This window comes from Halomonas sp. MMH1-48, assembly GCF_022348105.1.
Taxonomy (GTDB): domain Bacteria; phylum Pseudomonadota; class Gammaproteobacteria; order Pseudomonadales; family Halomonadaceae; genus Vreelandella; species Vreelandella piezotolerans.
Genome location: NZ_JAKRFL010000003.1, coordinates 61,138 through 78,224, shown reverse-complemented (window position 1 = coordinate 78,224; position 17,087 = coordinate 61,138). Strand labels below are relative to the sequence as shown.

The window sequence follows — 17,087 nt, the reverse complement described above, 5'->3', positions numbered from 1 at the left end:
GTCATGTCCGACACCCCCATTCCGCCTTGGTACAAACAGTTCTGGCCGTGGTTTTTACTCGGACTGCTGTTTTCGTCCATCCTCTTCAGCACTGGCTTCGCCATCATGTCGATCAAAAGCTACGACGGCATGGTGGTTCAGGAGGATTACTACGAGCACGGTAAAGCCATCAACATGGTGCTAGCGAAGCAGGAGCGCGCACGCGAACTCAACTTGAGCGCCGATCTGCGCATCGATCCACTCACCAGCGATATCGTCATCGACCTGACTGGGGACGCTCGGCCAGATAAGCTCTATCTCGATCTGATCTTCCCCACCGAAGATGATCGCGATCAATCCTTCGTACTGGAGCACGTGCGGGAGGGCCGCTATATCACGCAAGGTCCAGATAACCTGCGCTACCGGTGGTACCTTCAAATTCAGCCCGAGCAAGGCAACGACGCGGACTGGCGTCTCATTGGCGAAGCTCGCTTTCCCAATGAGCAGACTATTGCGCTGCTACCGGGAGGGCGGTCAGAGAGCGAATGAGCACCCACCCGCAAAGCTGCTACCACTGCGGTAGTCAGGTGCCTGACGGGGCGACATGGCGCATCGTCGTCGATGACACGTCCCACCCCTTGTGCTGCCCCGGCTGCGAAGCCGTGGCACACGCCATTGTGGATGGCGGGCTAGAGAGCTACTACCGCTACCGCACCGAACTACCCGAGCGGCCCGACGAGCGCCAAGCGGCCAAAGCGGAAACCTGGTCCGTGTTCGACGACCCTGGACTTCAGGCGCAGTTCGTTCACCCGGACGGAGAAGAGGGCCACGTCAGGGCAACGCTGGCCATCGACGGCATTACCTGTGCCGCCTGCGCCTGGCTCATCGAACACCGCCTGAACGCACTCGAAGGAGTCGCTTCCAGCGCGGTCAACCTGACCCATCACCGCCTACGCGTCTCCTGGGATCCCAGCGCCATCAAGCTCTCCCAGCTCTTTGCCGAGCTTGCCGCCATCGGCTACGAGGCACAGCCCTACGAGCCCGACCACGCCCAAACGCGCTTGCAGCACGAAGAGCGCATGAACGTGCGCCGGTTAATCGTGGCAGCGGTAGGAATGATGCAGGTGATGATGTTTTCCATCCCGATCTATGTGTCAGGGCCTGGGGAACTCAGTGAAGATTTCTTTGCGCTTTTTCACTGGCTCTCGTTCGCGCTGGCCACTCCGGTGGTCTTCTTCTCAGCACTACCCTTTTTCCGCAACGCCCTTCGTGATCTCAAAACGGGCGTCTTGGGCATGGATGTGCCCGTCTCACTGGCCATCGGCGGTGCCTATCTGGCCAGCAGCTATGCCGTGCTGTTCAACGTTGGCGAGGTCTATTTCGACTCTGTCGCCATGTTCACCTTCTTCCTACTATTTGGCCGCTACGTAGAAGGACGCGCGCGGCGGCGCAGTGGCCACAGCGGCAATGCATTAAGTGGCGTGCTGCCAGTTTCTGCTACCCGACTGGAGGCAGACGGCAGCGAACGCATTCTACCCGCCAGCGAGCTGGCTCCCGGGGATCGAGTGCTCATCAAGCCCGGCCACGGTGTGCCCGCCGATGGCATCATAGAAGATGGTGAATCCAGCCTGGATGAGTCGATGCTAACCGGCGAATATCTACCCGTCACTCGCCGAGTAGGCGAACAGGTCGTGGGCGGCAGTCAAAACATGGAAAACCCGCTCACGGTGCGGGTTACCCATGCCGGCAGCCATGCGCGCGCGGCGGGTATCGTGGATTTGACCGATCGGGCCTTTGCCAGCCGCCCAAGGCTGGCCCAGATGGCAGCGCGAATGGCGCACCTATTCGTTCTACGCCTACTGGTGGTCACCGCCTGTGTCACCGTGGCGTGGTGGTTCATCGACCCGTCCCGTATGCTCTGGGTGCTGCTGTCGGTGCTCGTGGTCACCTGCCCGTGTGCACTGGCGCTCGCCACTCCAACGGCTCTCACGGCAGGGCATGGTCAGTTGCGCCAACGCGGCGTCCTGATCACCCGAGCCGATGCTATTGAGTCACTTTCGAACGTGACACGGGTGATTTTTGATAAGACCGGCACGCTGACCCGTGGCGAGATGCAGCTCACCCAGACGCATCCGTTAACCGAGCAGAGCAGCGAACGGCTACGCGCGATCGCTGCCGCACTAGAAGCTCACTCCGAGCACCCGATTGCCCGCGCTTTTCGACCGTATAGGGACGCCACGCTGCAAGCGCGGCAGGTCAAAAGCGTTACCGGCAGCGGACTGGAGGGCATACTCGACGGCGCTACATGGCGCTTGGGCAAGCCCGATTTTGCAACGAGCCAAACACTCAGCACGCCTGGCCGCGGTCAGTGGCTACTACTTAGCGAAGACGATGCACCACGCGCCTGGTTCAAGCTCCATGACGGTGTCCGGGAAGACGCTGCGCACACCGTTGCCGCCCTACAAGCGAAAGGGCTTACCGTGGAGCTACTCTCCGGCGATACCCAAGAAGCGGTAGAAAGCCTGGCCGAGCAGCTCGATATCCCCGTATGGCACGCGGGCAAGTCACCGGAAGGCAAACTCGAGCGGCTGCGCGAGCTACAGGCCCAAGGCGAGCGCGTGGTGATGATTGGGGATGGCATCAACGATGTGCCGGTCTTGGCCGGCGCCGATGTGGCCATTGCCATGAACGGTGCCACCGACTTGGCGCGTACCCGCGCCGATGCGGTCTTGCTCAGCCCACGTTTGATGCGTATTTTCGAGGCCATCGAGATTGCCAACGCCACGCGACGCATCATGCGTCAAAACATGATCTGGTCGGTGTGCTACAACTTCTCTGCACTGCCTCTGGCTGCGATGGGGTTGGTGCCGCCCTGGCTGGCGGCCATTGGCATGTCGCTCAGCTCACTCGTGGTCGTGGGCAATGCGCTGCGCTTGACCCGCTGGCGTAGCTCGACCGTTTCCCAGGCAGCTCCCGCGAGACCGGTGACCGCATGACGATTCTCTATTTATTGATTCCACTGTCGCTGATTTTGCTAGGGCTCGCAGTGTGGGCCTTCTTCTGGGCGGTGAAGAATGACCAGTTCGACGACTTGGAAGGCCCTGCCCATCGCATTCTGTTCGACGACGATGAGAACGATCTCACCCCCGAACAGCGCGCCGAGCGCAAAAAAGGCACCAAGCCACCCCGTGACCGTGAGCCACCGCCGTGAACCCGACCGGACTTGACTTGCCGCCACTGCTGGCAGCCTTCGTATTTGGCTTGATGGGGGGTGCCCACTGCATTGGCATGTGCGGCGGCATCATGAGTGCGCTCACCTTTGCCGTGCCACCCAGCATGCGACACCCTGCACGTATGGGTGGATTATTGCTCGGCTATAACCTAGGGCGCATCATGAGCTACATGACGGCTGGCGCTTTGGTAGCCGGACTAGGCACCTTGATCTCACTATCGCCTCAGGCGCGTCTCGCGCTACAGGTCGTCGCGGCGGTGATGCTGATGTTGATGGCGCTGTATATCGCTAACTGGTGGAAAGGCTTATTGAAAGTGGAAGCGATAGGGCGCAGGCTTTGGCGCCATATCGAACCCATCGGCAGGCGCTTGATGCCCGTCGTGTACCTGCCCCAGGCGTTTGCTTTAGGCGCCCTGTGGGGCTGGCTACCCTGCGGATTGGTCTACTCGATGCTTGCTTGGAGCCTAGCCATTGCCGATCCGTTACAAGGGGCGCTATTGATGGGTGCCTTTGGTTTGGGCACCCTGCCCGCGCTGCTTGCGACGGGCCTAGCGGCACGCCAGCTCAGCCACTTGATTCGCCACCGTGCCACGCGCAGTATCGCCGCGCTGACCATCATCAGTTTTGCGCTGTGGCAGCTCTGGACGCTGTTCTCTCCTACCGGGCACTGAACCTATCGGCGGGCCGCACTTTCTCACCTTTCTAACTAGCTTAGCCGCTTCGGCATGGGCTTTTACGCCATTGCTTGATACAGCTCAACGCATTGCGCTGCCCCCTGGCGTAGCATGAACGCATCCGTTCACTCGCTTGTGCTGTTACACCGGAGCGTTGCCTATGCCCGTTCATGCTACTGCTGCCCACGCTCAGCCCACTTCATCAGTGGCTGAGGCCACTGCATGGGACGACGCCCTGATACGTCGTTATGACACGAGCGGCCCGCGCTATACCTCTTATCCGACAGCGCTGTCGTTTCACGACGGCTTCACCGCCGACGATATGGCCCAGGCACTAGAACGCAGTAACGCCAGCCAAAAGCCACTGTCGCTCTATGTCCACGTCCCATTTTGCCGCAAGATCTGCTTCTACTGTGCGTGCAACAAAATCGCTACGAAAAATACGTCGCTGGCCGAGCCCTACCTGTCTCGGCTAGATCGTGAGATGGTGCTCACGTCGCGCCATTTAGATACCCAACGACCGGTGCAGCAACTGCATTGGGGCGGCGGCACGCCGACGTTTCTTACCTTGGCGCAAATGAGCGATTTGGTCGACCGGCTTGATGCCCGTTTTGGGTTATCGAACGCGCCAGATCGGGACTATGCCATTGAAATTGACCCACGCGAAGCGGATGTCTTTACCCTGCGACATCTCCAATCGCTAGGATTTAACCGCCTAAGCCTTGGCGTTCAAGATCTCGATCCGCAGGTTCAAGCGGCGATCAATCGCGTGCAGCCCCGGGTGCTCACCGAAACGCTCATGGACGAAGCGCATCGGCTCGGCTTTCGCTCGCTCAACCTCGATTTAATCTATGGCCTTCCCTTTCAAACCGAACGGCGTTTTGCCGAAACGCTTCGTCAGGTCATCGAGCTGGGACCAGCACGATTATCGGTCTTCAACTACGCCCACATGCCAGCCCGCTTTGCGCCCCAGCGACGTATCCAGTTGGCCGACCTGCCCAGCGCCGATGAAAAGCTGGCCATGCTGCACACCACTATCGAGATGCTCACCCAGGCGGGCTATGTGCATATTGGCATGGACCACTTTGCACGCCCCGACGACAGCTTGGCCCAGGCGCAGCGCAACGGCACGCTGCAGCGTAATTTTCAAGGCTACTCCAGCCACGCCGAGTGCGATTTGATTGGTTTGGGCGTATCCGCCATTTCTCGGGTCGACGATATTTACGCCCAAAACCCTACTCAGCTCGCCCACTATGAAGCCGCCTTGGATGAAGGTAGGCTGGCAACGATAAAAGGACTACGCTTAAATAAGGATGACCTAATAAGAAGAGACGTCATCGAGCGGTTCATGTGCGATATGGCCATCGATCTCGACGCGATCGGTCAGCGTTGGCATATCGATGCGGCAGACTACTTTGCCACTGCCTTCGAGCGACTGGCGACCGCCGAACGGGATGGCCTCGTACAGCGTGAGGGCCTTCGGCTGAGCGCCACGCCGATCGGGCGATTGCTCATTCGGCATTTGGCCATGGCCTTCGACACTCACTTACAACGTCAGGATGGTCAGCGCTACTCGAAGATCGTGTGAGCGCCTTGAGCCGCCTGCCCCCTGTGCCTATGATGGCGAAAGAAGAAGGGAGACTCCTATGCCATATCCTGCCAGCCAACGACGTTCACTGCTGCAAGAGGCGCGCTGCCAGACGTGTAGTCTAAGCTCGCTGTGCTTACCGCTCGCCTTGGAGCTCGAGGATATGAGCCAGTTCGATGCGATCATTCGCCGCCGCTCGCCGTTGAAGAAAGGCGAACCCCTGTTCCGCCAAGGGGACGCTTTCACCAGTGTCTATGCGGTGCGCTCGGGTAGCTTGAAGCAGGTCACCAGCGAAGGCAACGGCCATGACCAGCTCACCAATTTCTTTCTACCCAGCGAACTGGTGGGTTTGGACGGCATCGACGAAGAGCACTACCCCGGCACGGTGATGGCTCTGGAAACGACGACGGTGTGCGAAATTCCATTCGACCGCCTGGACTCGCTCTCCGAGGAGCTGCCCGAGCTGCGCGGCCAGCTCTATCGCAGCATGAGTAAAGAGCTGCGCGACGATCGGCGAATGATGCGTCTACTGTCGCGTAAGACCGCGGATCAGCGGCTGGCGAGCTTTTTGATTACGCTCTCTGATCGCTTCCGGCGGCGGGGCTACTCGCCGTACAGCTTCCGCCTATCCATGTCCCGGGCCGATATGGGTAACTACCTGGGCCTAGCGGTCGAAACGGTCAGCCGCATTCTTAGCCGCTTTCAGCAGCAGGAAGTCGTGGCCGTCTCAGGGCGCGAGGTCAATATTTTGGACATGCAGCGCCTCATTACCCTGGCAGAAGAGGAGGCGCCAACGGTCACACGTTGAAGGCTTGGATGCGTCCTTCCATCAAGGCCGCCTGCTTGGCTTCGAGACCGGCAAAGTCGAATAGCTCGCGATCGGCAAGCTGCGAGGGTGCCACCTTGGTGACTGCTTTGAACATGCTCTCCAAGCGCCCAGGATGCTTCTTGTCCCACTCCGCCAACATCTCTTTGACGATTTGTCGCTGCATGTTCGGCTGCGACCCACACAGATTACAGGGAATGATGGGAAACGCCATCTGCCGCGAAAACTCAGCAATATCCGCCTCTTTACAGTAGGCCAGCGGGCGGATCACGATGTTTTTACCGTCATCCGAGAGCAGTTTCGGCGGCATGGCTTTTAGCGTACCGCCGAAGAACATGTTCAGAAACAGCGTTTCTAGAATGTCTTCGCGATGGTGGCCGAGGGCAATCTTGTTCGCGCCGATCTCTTCGGCAAACCCATACAGCGAGCCGCGGCGCAAGCGCGAGCAGAGCGCGCAGGTGGTTTTACCCTCCGGGGTTTTCTCCTTTACCACCGAGTAGGTGTCACGCTCGAGAATGTGATACTCCACCCCCAGCTTATCCAAATACTGGGGCAAGACGTGCTCTGGGAAACCAGGCTGTTTTTGGTCCATGTTGACCGCCACCAGCGAAAAATCGACCGGCGCGTTGCGTTGCAAGTTGCGCAAAATCTCCAGCATCGTGTAGCTATCTTTGCCGCCGGAGAGGCACACCATGACCCGATCGCCATCCTCGATCATGTTGTAATCGATGATCGCGTTTCCCACTTCGCGCCGCAGGCGTTTTTGCAACTTGTTGAATTCACGCTTCTGCTTGGCATCCTGCAGCTCGTGCTGCGTGGCGGTAGGCTCGTCAGACGCGCTGTCTGACAAAGTAGGGTCAAAGTAGTCAGGTGATAACATGGTCGTCGCACTGCCGGTGGGTAAAGGAGCAGTATGTATTCTAACAACACTCCGAAGCTCTACCCAATACAAACCCTAGGCGGTCAGGGCGATCTCGCGCTGCAAACGTAGATACAGAAGTGCACTCGCGGTGGCTTCGCTGGTCACGCTAGGCCAGATCAGCCGTGGCAGCCGCCAACGGGTCAGCGCCTCGCCAAGCGATTCGAGGGTATCGACCTGCGGATGCAGCCGCCGTAGCTGTCGCCCGTGCAACTTGGCAACGTCGACCTGGGCGTTGGGTAAACCGAACCCCAATACGCGTTTGAATAGCCCGTTGAGCGGCTCGATCGTGCGCTCTAACTGCCAACCGACGAGCGGCCGATTCTCGATGAATTCGGCCAGCTCTGTCAGGCATTCGATATCTGGGGAGCGCGGGGTATCCGTCGCGTGTAACTGCTGATGGCGGCGCAGGGTGGCAGACACTGGCACGGGAGATTCTGACAGTGTGGCCCACCAGATACGGCTAGTGTGCACACGCCGCGGACTAAGCACGACGGCCGCCACGCTGACGACATTGGGCTGACCGTCACTCACCTGGCAGGCCATCGCGACGGACTCCTCGCCCATGTACGGCTGAAATAGCCACGCGTAGGGCGAATCGGCCCATCGGCGTCGATCGCTTTCCCGCTGCAGCAGCGTTCTTAACGAGCCGCTCAGCAGCGTCATGTGTCGATCTAACAAGCGCATTCCGCTCACGAATACTCCAAATGATAGCGGTGGGAAAGGCGCTGCTTGAAGTCCTTCACAATGTGGAGGGCTTCTCGCAGCAGGTCTCGCTCCAGCGAAGAGAGCTCTTGCACTACGACCCGGTTAGTGCGCTTGGCGTGGGCGCTATCCAGCTCCTGAAGCTGCTGACGCAGGCGCAGCTCGGTGAACAGTGCCAGCGCCTCACCCACATCGTCGGCAAAGCGTCGATCCAGACGCCCGTCGGTGGCCAGATCATCCAAACGATCCAGCGTCGAAGTGACCGTTATCCGCCGCTCGAGGGCCATGGTGCGCACGCCGTGCACGATGGGGAAAATCCCGCCTTTTTTGATATCGATACCGTGCTGCGGCTTCTTCAGTGAGCCAAATAGGGTCAGCGGCGTCGAGAAGCGCAGTGCCGCACGGGCAAAGTACGAGAGCAGCAGCTCATCGTGGGAGCAGTGCTCGAACAGCGCGTGGCGGACTTGGTCGAGCAGCGTCGGATTGCCCGCCACGCCATGAGAGTCGAGCAGAATGGCCAGTTTCATCAAACTGTCACCATCGCGGGCACTGACCCATTTGGCGATACGCTGCTGCCACTGGGAGACCGTGCCCACCCACTCAGGGTTGGACACCATGATATTCCCCGGACAGGGCGGGTAACCCAGCGTTATCAACGTTTGGGTCAAGGTCGCCATGTCGTCAGCGACCGTGGGCCACTGGCAGTCGTCAGCGAGGATCAAACCGTTATCCTGGTCGGTTTTTAGGATTTGCTCGCCGCGCCCCTCACTGCCCATCACCATCAGGCAACTTTGGCGGTGATACTGCTCGGGCACCGTAAAACCCCAGGCTTTACTCATGATGCGGCCATTGAGCGCTGCCAGTAACTCCATGGCAAAGCGCAGCTTCACGCCCTGCGCCATTAGCGCGTTGACCAACTCTGGGGTACGTTGGCTGGCAGCCGCCAAAGCTTCCAGGCCATTGGCTTGCTCGACCTGTAAACTCACCACGTAGCTACGGCTGGAGAAAAAGCTCAGCACGTCCATCAATTCCACGACGCCTCGGGCGTGCTCATCCTCCATTACCACTACGCGAGCGACCTTATGCCGAGTCATCATAATCAGTGCTTCGAACAGGTATTGATCGGGCGCGACGGTGACCAGTGATTGGTTGGCCAGCGACGCCACAGGCGAGTGCTGGGTACTCTCCCCCAATACCAACCCATTGAGCAGGTCGGTTTTAGTGACCATGCCCAGCGCCTCTTGCGTATTCACCAGCAGGCTATCGGCATGGCTATCGTTCAGTTGGCGAACGGCGTCGTGAATGGTGCTCGATGCATCGATGAGTACCGGCTCGCGCATACATTCGCGCACTTTGGCCAGCATGAAACCCGCCATCGTGACGCCACCATCAGCGCGTTTTTCCGTTAGCAGGCGCGCTTTGTGTGACAGCGACTGCTTGAAAAACTGTTCAAACGGTGGGTAGTGACGGCAGAGCTGGGTAAACAGTGCTTTGGGCATCACATAGCACAAGCACTCCTGCTCGGCTTGGAAGCGGTAACGGCTCTTGCCATTGAGAATACTGATCGCTCCGAACAGATCACCGGCGGTGTAGTGACCAATTCGCGCGCTAGCGGCAGGCAGCGTGGGGTCCAACTCAGCGACCTCCCCCTTATGAATCAGAAACACCGACTCGCCTGCCTGCCCCATCTCGAGGATGACTTCATCGCGATCGAAGAAGGCAAGATCCATCCCACGACGAACATGATCACGCCCGGCGTCATCGATCAGCGTAAACGGCAGCTGGGAGAGATCCACGTCTACCATGGGCGACCTCGCTTAAGGGCAGTGATTGAGACATACCACCCACGGGGTGGCGAACGTTAGACATATCGACTCATTATACTTTTAGCTATAGCGCTTACGTCTTAACGACCTTTGTTTAGCGACGAAAGTAGTGACTTTCCCGAACGTTTTAAATTCGGCTAAACACCTTTGGTTAAGGTAGCAAACATTGTTTTTAAGCGAGCCATAGACCATTGTCCTATCGCGACATGAATGGCGTTAAAATAACGCTTAAAATTCATCAAAAATAATGCTTTATGTCTTCACGCCCGGCTCTTACCCCGCCATTTAAACACCCTGATACCAAAGTCTGGGATTTATTTTTGGTGATTATTGCCCAGTATTACCCATGAGTCATACAGGGTAATCGCATGCCGCTTGTCTTATGCACTTCAAGCCGCTAACGATAACTTGCCGACCACCCCTTAACGACATAAACGGCTTAACAATAAGAAGGTGACGTGTTTGGCAGCACTGTTTTACCGCTCACTCAACAGCGCGGTTTTCCATGCGGGGTTGCCCTGATGAACCACACGCTATCTTGAGTTCACTTTCCAACCCTAAAAATCACAACTGGAGAGCAACACAATGGCAGACGATAAATCCAATGCTGCTGAATACTGGAAGGCCAACGTCCGGCTGATCTTCGGATGCCTCGTAGTCTGGGCATTTGTCTCCTACGGCTGCGCCATCCTCTTTCGCCCACTGCTCGCGGGCATTCCCGTCGGCGGTACGGATCTGGGCTTCTGGTTTGCTCAGCAAGGCTCCATTCTCACCTTCATCGTGCTGATCTTCTTCTACGCCTGGAGAATGAACGCGCTCGATAAAAAATACGGCCTGGGGGAGTAAGCCAGCATGAGCCAGTTTGCAATCAACTTACTGTTCGTTGGCGCCTCGTTTGCGCTCTATATCGGCATTGCGATATGGGCGCGAGCAGGCTCCACCAAAGACTTCTACGTTGCCGGCGGCGGCGTACACCCGATCACCAATGGTATGGCCACGGCGGCCGACTGGATGTCGGCGGCGTCGTTCATCTCCATGGCGGGCCTGCTCGCGTCGGGCGGCTACGCCAACTCCACGTTCTTGATGGGCTGGACCGGTGGCTACGTCATTCTGGCGATGTTGCTGGCCCCTTACCTGCGTAAGTTCGGCAAGTTCACCGTGCCAGACTTCATTGGTGACCGCTTCTACAGCAACACAGCGCGTTTGGTCGCGATCATCTGCTTGATCGTGGCTTCCGTCACCTACGTTATCGGTCAGATGACTGGTGCGGGCGTCGCGTTTTCCCGCTTCCTGGAAGTGAGTAACACCTGGGGCATCTGGATTGCCGCTGCCATCGTCTTCATGTATGCCGTATTCGGCGGTATGAAAGGCATCACGTATACCCAGGTAGCGCAGTACATCGTACTGATCATTGCCTATACAATTCCGGCGGTGTTCATCGCCATGCAGCTCACCGGCAACCCGATTCCGATGTTCGGCATGTTCAGCACCCACACCGAGTCCGGTATCCCGCTGCTGCAAAAGCTGGATGACGTCGTGAATGCACTCGGCTTCCGTGACTACACCGCCGACGTGGACAACAAGCTCAACATGGTGCTGTTCACCCTGTCGCTGATGGTCGGTACCGCCGGTCTGCCCCACGTGATCATTCGCTTCTTCACCGTACCGAAGGTCGCCGATGCACGCTGGTCGGCAGGCTGGGCACTGGTGTTCATCGCCCTGCTCTACCTGACAGCCCCCGCGGTTGGCTCCATGGCACGCCTGAACCTGATGACGACCGTTTATCCGGAAATGGCTGGCCAAACGGAAAACTACGAAGAAGCTGCGCGTAACCCGATCCTCTACGAAGATCGTCCTGAATGGTTCCGCACCTGGGAAGAGACCGGCCTGATCACCCACAACGATCTGAACGACGATGGCCGTATCCAGTTCTACAACGGTGCTGCTGACTATTCAGACCGCGGCTGGGAAGGCAACGAACTGGAGGTCAACAACGACATCCTGGTACTGGCCAACCCTGAAATTGCCAACCTGCCCGGCTGGGTAGTGGGCTTGATCGCGGCAGGTGGTATCGCAGCGGCACTCTCCACGGCAGCGGGTCTGCTCTTGGCGATCTCGTCAGCGATCAGTCACGATTTGATCAAAACCATGATCAACCCGAAAATCTCTGAAAAAGGCGAAATGCTGGCAGCCCGTATCTCCATGGGCGGCGCGATCTTACTGGCGACCTACTTAGGGCTCAATCCGCCTGGGTTTGCCGCACAAACGGTAGCACTTGCCTTCGGTATTGCCGGTGCCTCGCTGTTCCCTGCGCTGATGATGGGTATCTTCTCTAAGCGCATGAACAACAAAGGCGCGGTTGCCGGTATGCTGGCGGGTCTCATCTGCACCCTGCTCTACATCTTCACCTACTTGGGCTGGTTCTTCATTCCGGGCACCAATATGCTGGCCAACACGCCGGATAACTGGATGCTGGGTATCTCACCGCTCTCGTTTGGTGCCGTAGGTGCGATCATCAACTTCGCCGTGGCCTTCATTGTCTCCAACGCCACCGATGCACCGCCGCAAGAAATTCAGGACCTGGTGGAAAGCGTACGTTATCCGAAAGGTGCTGGTGCTGCGGTCGATCACTAAGTCATAATCGTTCCACTCTATTGCGCCGTGGGCCAATAGCGAACGGAACCACCCTCCATCGGGCTTCCTTAGGGAAGCCCGATGGCTTTTCAGAAGGAAAACGTATGATTTGGCACTTAGTGGCCGCCGTGTTTGCAGGTCTTGCCGCGGCTGGGATTGGCCTTCTGCTTCGCACTTTGAGCCGCAAGCGGCTTCCCAAATGGATTGTGCCAGTGTTTGGCGGACTGGGCATGCTGGGCTATCAAATACAGTTCGAGTACGGCTGGTATGAGCATAAACAACAGCAGTTACCGGAAACGGCCAAAGTGATCTCCAGCGATACCACTCGCCAGATCTGGCGGCCGTGGACACTACTGTTTCCCATGACGACTACCTTCAGCGTGGTGGATAGCGACAACGTGCGTTCGCAAACCGTCGAGGGCGACATCATCGCCGAGTTCATTTTGTACCAGTTCGAGCGTCGCCATACCGACCTGATCACCACGCAGCCCTATCTTCTCAACTGCGCTAGCCGAGAGCTGATTCCCCTCAACCTAGAGAGCGGAGAAGCAGATCTCAACGAGCTTCGCCCTCTACGGGAAACGTCCCCCCTACTGACCACCGTTTGCCAACTAGCCAACGAACGGCAGACGTAGCGCCTCACCTTCGCCTAGAATGGAGCCCTTTACTGGGCGAAGGGCGGTTTAAAGCTCCGTTCAAAGCAGGATGGGTGAGGAGACACTATGTTTCATGGCGGGCTGCTGGTCGCAGTGTCACTGCTCTATATTGCAGTGCTGTTTGGAATTGCCTGGTTTGGCGACCGGCGGGCGCGTACTCATGGCGCCAGCCGCCGCCGCCCCCTCATTTACAGTCTGGCGCTCGCCATTTACTGCACCTCATGGACCTTCTACGGCGCGGTCGGCCAGGCTGCCACGGCGGGCTGGTCGTTTGCCAGCATCTTTGTCGGGCCCATTCTGACGTTTTTGCTCTTCTGGCCCGTGCTGGCGAAGATGATCCGCGTTGCCAAGCACCAGAACGTCACCTCCATTGCCGACTTCATCGCTTCTCGCTACGGTAAAACCCAATCTCTAGCAGCCTTTGCGAGCCTAGTAGCCCTGATCGGCACGCTGCCTTATATCGCGCTTCAGCTAAAGGCCGTTTCGACGACCTTTAGTGTCTTGACCGACACCCCCGACATGTCCCACGCCCCTCTGTTTGGCGATACGGCCTTTTACGTAGCGGTGGTGATGGCCATTTTTGCCATTCTGTTTGGCACCCGGCACACCGATGCCACCGAGCATCACGAAGGGTTGATCCATGCGGTCGCCTTCGAGTCGCTGGTCAAACTGGTAGCGTTCTTGGTGCTGGGTGCCTTCGTCACCTGGGGGATGTTCGACGGCCTTGGCGAATTGATGGGCCATGCCGAAAGCCAGCTCGAATTGCAGCGCCAGCTCGCCAACCAAGACTTTGGCCAAAGCTTCTGGGCGCAAACATTGCTCGCCATGCTCGCCATTTTGTGCCTGCCGCGCCAGTTTCACGTGGCCGTGGTGGAAAACATCCATCCAGACGATGCCACCAAAGCGCGCTGGTTGTTTCCACTCTATTTGCTGGCCATTGCCTTCTTCGTCGTGCCACTGGCGGCCGCTGGCTTGCTGCTGTTCTCAGAAAGCGGTGTAGAGCCCGATACCTATGTGCTTGCCCTCTCCATGGCCTCCGGCCAGCAGTGGCTCACGCTGCTGACCTTCATCGGCGGCTTCTCTGCCGCCACCGGCATGGTCATCGTGGCGGCGGTAGCGGTCTCGATCATGATCTCGAACGAGATCGTGATTCCCGCGCTCTTTAGATTGCGCTGGTTCGACACCAAGGCCCGCGACTATGGCCGTTTGGTACTGCGCGCTCGCCGCTTGACCATCGTGGCCGTGCTGGCCATGGCGTACGGCTTTTACCAGCTGATTGGCGAGTTCACCTCGCTGGCCTCCATCGGCATGCTCTCGTTTGCCGCAGCGGCCCAGTTTGCCCCCGCGCTGATTGGCGGGCTGTACTGGAAGCGCGGCAACCGCTTGGGCGTGATCGTGGGCATGAACGTGGGCTTTGCCATTTGGGCGTATAGCCTGCTGATGCCCGCCATGATCAATGCCGGCGTGCTGCCACAAGCTTGGTTAGCGGGCGGCCCGCTGGGGCTTAACTGGCTGTCACCCACGGCGCTATTTGGTTTGAACCTGGGGGACACCTTTACTCACGGGGTCATGCTGTCACTCGGCATCAATCTGTTTTGCTATATCTTCGTCTCTCAGGTGACGTCTCAACGAGTGGTAGAGCGCATTCAAGCGTCGCTGTTCGTCGATAGCGTCGAAACCCGACAAACCTCGGTGAATCGCCCCTGGACGGGGGCCACGACGGTGGGCGATTTGAAAGTGCTGTGCGAGCGCTTCCTGGGTGCAGGTCAGGTCGACCGCGCCTTCGATGATTACGCTCGCCGAGCGGGCAAGCCGCTGGATGATGGCACCCGCGCCTCCATCGACGTGATCCAATTCACCGAGCGGTTTCTCGCCTCTGTCTTGGGGGCATCGTCGGCGCGGATCGTAGTGAACTCGGCCCTTCAGGGGCGTGGTATCGGCATTTCCGATGTGATCTCCATCGTGGATGAAGCCTCCCAAGTGCTCGAGTTCAACCGCGCCCTGCTGCAGGCGACCATCGAGAACATCAATCAGGGCATTAGCGTGGTCGACCAGAACTTACGCCTGGTGGTGTGGAACCAGCGCTATCTGGAGCTCTTTCGCTTCCCCGACCACATCATTCGCGTTGGCGCACCGATGGACCGTATCTTCCGCTACAACGCCCACAACGGCGAGTACGGGCCCGGCGATCCCGAAGAGCACGTTCAACTGCTGCTGGACAACATCCGAGAAGGCCAGCCCCACCGCTACGTGCGTTACCGCCAGGACGGCAGCGTGCTGGAAGTACAGGGCAACCCCATGCCCGGCGGCGGCTTCGTCTATACCTATCAAGACATCACCCAGCAAAAGCGTATCGAAGAAGCGCTGATCCGCTCAGAAAACAATATCCGTATCTATACCGATAACGTCCCGGCCCTGATCGCCTACTTCGATAAAGAGAGCCGCTACCTGTTTACCAACCGTGCCTACGAGCAGGCCTTCAACATCGACCGCAACGCGGTGATCGGGCGTCGCTACGAGGACGTGCTACCGGTGAAGCAAGCCGAAGAGCGGGTGCCCTGGGTACAGCGCACGCTGGCCGGTGAGCGGGTGAGTTTTGAAGTTTCCATGCGGGTCAACGACGCCATGCGCTATATGTTGGTGACCTACACCCCGCACTTTGGCGATAGCCAGTCGATTCTGGGCTTCTTCGCGCTGTATCAAGACATTACCGAGCGCCGCCAAGCAGAAATTGCCCTCAAAGAGACCAACGAAACCCTGGAAGAGCGGGTGCGCGAGCGTACCCAGGCGCTCTCCGAAGCCAACGCCGCGCTTCGCCAAGAGAACCGCGTGCGTGCCGAAGCGGAGCAGGCCCTGCGCCAGGCCAAACAGCTAGCGGAAGACGCCAATGCTTCGAAAACGCGCTTCCTGGCGGCCGCCAGCCACGACTTGTTGCAGCCTCTGAACGCGGCGCGCTTGTTTACCTCGGCACTGATGCAGAACGTCACCGCCAGCGATACCCAGCGCACCATTGGCCATATCGACAACTCGCTACAGGCCGCCGAAGAGCTGCTGGGCACGCTGCTGGACATCTCCAAGCTGGATGCAGGGGCGCTGACGCCTCGGCGCAGCCACTTTGCCCTGGCCGATATTTTTCGCCCGCTGCGCGCCGAATTCGACGTCATGGCGGACGATCGAGGGCTCGATTTGGTCGTGGTGCCCACCCAGCAATGGGTGGATTCCGACCCGCAGATGCTGCGCCGGATCGTGCAGAACTTCCTTTCCAACGCAATTCGCTACACTCAAGAGGGGCGCGTGCTGCTTGGCTGTCGCCGCCAAGGAGGGCGACTGCTGATCGAAGTATGGGACAGCGGGCCAGGGATACCTGAATCCAAATTGACGGAGATCTTTCAGGAGTTCCGACGCCTCGATCAGGTTTCCCGTCATAAAGAGAGTGAAAAAGGCCTGGGGCTGGGGCTCTCCATCGCTGATCGCATGAGCCGAGTGCTCGACCACCCCATCAAAGTGCGCTCCTGGGAAGGCGTTGGTACGGTGTTCTCGGTCAGCGTGCCTATCGTAGCCGCTCGGGAAGTGTCCGTTGCCGAGCAGGAACCCAGTAGCCGTCGCAGCGGCAATAAGCTGGCCGGTACACGGATCGTGTGTATCGATAATGAGACGCTGATTCTAGAAGGGATGACCGCCATGCTCAGCGGCTGGGGCTGCGAGGTATTCACTGCCACCAGCATTGGTGGGGCCAAATCCATTCTGCGCAACATGGATGGCGACCCTGATGCTATCTTGGCGGATTACCATCTGGATAACGAGGTCACCGGCCTGATGGCGCTAGAGGCACTGAGCGAGCGTTTTGCTGGTGCCGTTCCTGGAATTGTGATCACCGCCGATCGCACCGAAGCAGTCGCCGAAGAGGTCAAGCGTGCAGGCTACCAGCTGCTGCTGAAACCGGTGAAGCCCGCCGCACTTCGCGCACTGCTCACCCGCACCCTCCAGGCCAGCCGCGCCAAAGCGTGACTGGACAAGGAGTTCCAACCAAAACGACGGCGCCGCGCTT

General features: G+C 58.6%; 13 protein-coding genes. 10 read left to right on the top strand and 3 right to left on the bottom strand.

All coding sequences use genetic code 11. The annotated features are described in order from the left end of the window. Positions 1 to 3: 3 nt before the first annotated feature. From MHM37_RS04030 to fnr, 6 genes are all read left to right on the top strand, one after another. Complete coding sequence (locus tag MHM37_RS04030) at positions 4 to 528, top strand: FixH family protein (RefSeq protein WP_139526386.1); 525 nt, start codon at positions 4 to 6, stop codon at positions 526 to 528. Further along, positions 525 to 2,975 carry a heavy metal translocating P-type ATPase gene (locus MHM37_RS04025; protein WP_219861721.1) on the top strand — a complete coding sequence of 817 codons (2,451 nt, stop codon included), beginning with the start codon at positions 525 to 527 and terminating at the stop codon, positions 2,973 to 2,975. The genes MHM37_RS04030 and MHM37_RS04025 overlap by 4 nt, the downstream gene beginning before the upstream one ends. Then, positions 2,972 to 3,190, top strand: a complete 219-nt coding sequence (gene ccoS, locus MHM37_RS04020) for a cbb3-type cytochrome oxidase assembly protein CcoS (protein ID WP_044628710.1) — start codon at positions 2,972 to 2,974, stop codon at positions 3,188 to 3,190. Before MHM37_RS04025 ends, ccoS begins: the two co-directional genes overlap by 4 nt. Next, on the top strand, positions 3,187 to 3,882 hold the full coding sequence (locus MHM37_RS04015; protein WP_219861724.1) for a sulfite exporter TauE/SafE family protein: 696 nt from the start codon (positions 3,187 to 3,189) through the stop codon (positions 3,880 to 3,882). Before ccoS ends, MHM37_RS04015 begins: the two co-directional genes overlap by 4 nt. Positions 3,883 to 4,045: 163 nt before the next feature. After that, a complete protein-coding gene (gene hemN, locus MHM37_RS04010) occupies positions 4,046 to 5,473 on the top strand; it encodes an oxygen-independent coproporphyrinogen III oxidase (RefSeq protein WP_239296021.1) in 1,428 nt (475 codons plus the stop codon). Between the two features lie 58 nt (positions 5,474 to 5,531). Beyond that, entirely contained in the window at positions 5,532 to 6,281 is a 750-nt protein-coding gene (fnr, locus tag MHM37_RS04005) for a fumarate/nitrate reduction transcriptional regulator Fnr (protein WP_239296022.1), read from the top strand. Here fnr and ttcA read toward each other — a convergent pair. From ttcA to MHM37_RS03990, 3 genes are all read right to left on the bottom strand, one after another. Continuing rightward, positions 6,271 to 7,179 (bottom strand): tRNA 2-thiocytidine(32) synthetase TtcA, encoded by a 909-nt coding sequence (gene ttcA / locus MHM37_RS04000; RefSeq protein ID WP_239296023.1) that lies wholly within the window; start codon positions 7,177 to 7,179, stop codon positions 6,271 to 6,273. The two genes, fnr and ttcA, sit on opposite strands and share 11 nt — an antisense overlap. A 75-nt stretch (positions 7,180 to 7,254) precedes the next feature. Next, a complete protein-coding gene (locus MHM37_RS03995; protein ID WP_139526883.1) occupies positions 7,255 to 7,905 on the bottom strand; it encodes a DNA polymerase III subunit epsilon in 651 nt (216 codons plus the stop codon). 5 nt (positions 7,906 to 7,910) lie between these two features. Further along, positions 7,911 to 9,728 carry a putative nucleotidyltransferase substrate binding domain-containing protein gene (locus MHM37_RS03990; protein WP_139526379.1) on the bottom strand — a complete coding sequence of 606 codons (1,818 nt, stop codon included), beginning with the start codon at positions 9,726 to 9,728 and terminating at the stop codon, positions 7,911 to 7,913. A gap of 606 nt (positions 9,729 to 10,334) precedes the next feature. On the opposite strand from MHM37_RS03990, the gene MHM37_RS03985 reads away from it, so the two are divergent. From MHM37_RS03985 to MHM37_RS03970, 4 genes are all read left to right on the top strand, one after another. Next, entirely contained in the window at positions 10,335 to 10,595 is a 261-nt protein-coding gene (locus MHM37_RS03985; protein WP_054641318.1) for a DUF4212 domain-containing protein, read from the top strand. A 6-nt stretch (positions 10,596 to 10,601) separates the two neighbouring features. After that, positions 10,602 to 12,383, top strand: coding sequence for a sodium:solute symporter family protein (locus MHM37_RS03980; protein ID WP_139526378.1), 1,782 nt, complete (start codon positions 10,602 to 10,604; stop codon positions 12,381 to 12,383). 104 nt (positions 12,384 to 12,487) lie between these two features. Further along, positions 12,488 to 13,018, top strand: a complete 531-nt coding sequence (locus MHM37_RS03975) for a hypothetical protein (protein WP_139526377.1) — start codon at positions 12,488 to 12,490, stop codon at positions 13,016 to 13,018. 87 nt (positions 13,019 to 13,105) lie between these two features. Continuing rightward, positions 13,106 to 17,047: a NahK/ErcS family hybrid sensor histidine kinase/response regulator gene (locus MHM37_RS03970; protein ID WP_239296024.1), complete on the top strand. Its 3,942-nt coding sequence runs from the start codon at positions 13,106 to 13,108 to the stop codon at positions 17,045 to 17,047. The last annotated feature ends 40 nt before the right edge of the window (positions 17,048 to 17,087 follow it).

Coding starts and splice junctions, on each gene's coding strand:
- MHM37_RS04030 (WP_139526386.1), top strand. CDS start 4: ATGTCCGACACCCCCATTCCGCCTTGGTACAAACAGTTCTGGCCGTGG.
- MHM37_RS04025 (WP_219861721.1), top strand. CDS start 525: ATGAGCACCCACCCGCAAAGCTGCTACCACTGCGGTAGTCAGGTGCCT.
- ccoS (WP_044628710.1), top strand. CDS start 2,972: ATGACGATTCTCTATTTATTGATTCCACTGTCGCTGATTTTGCTAGGG.
- hemN (WP_239296021.1), top strand. CDS start 4,046: ATGCCCGTTCATGCTACTGCTGCCCACGCTCAGCCCACTTCATCAGTG.
- fnr (WP_239296022.1), top strand. CDS start 5,532: ATGCCATATCCTGCCAGCCAACGACGTTCACTGCTGCAAGAGGCGCGC.
- ttcA (WP_239296023.1), bottom strand. CDS start 7,179: ATGTTATCACCTGACTACTTTGACCCTACTTTGTCAGACAGCGCGTCT.
- MHM37_RS03995 (WP_139526883.1), bottom strand. CDS start 7,905: ATGCGCTTGTTAGATCGACACATGACGCTGCTGAGCGGCTCGTTAAGA.
- MHM37_RS03990 (WP_139526379.1), bottom strand. CDS start 9,728: ATGGTAGACGTGGATCTCTCCCAGCTGCCGTTTACGCTGATCGATGAC.
- MHM37_RS03985 (WP_054641318.1), top strand. CDS start 10,335: ATGGCAGACGATAAATCCAATGCTGCTGAATACTGGAAGGCCAACGTC.
- MHM37_RS03980 (WP_139526378.1), top strand. CDS start 10,602: ATGAGCCAGTTTGCAATCAACTTACTGTTCGTTGGCGCCTCGTTTGCG.
- MHM37_RS03975 (WP_139526377.1), top strand. CDS start 12,488: ATGATTTGGCACTTAGTGGCCGCCGTGTTTGCAGGTCTTGCCGCGGCT.
- MHM37_RS03970 (WP_239296024.1), top strand. CDS start 13,106: ATGTTTCATGGCGGGCTGCTGGTCGCAGTGTCACTGCTCTATATTGCA.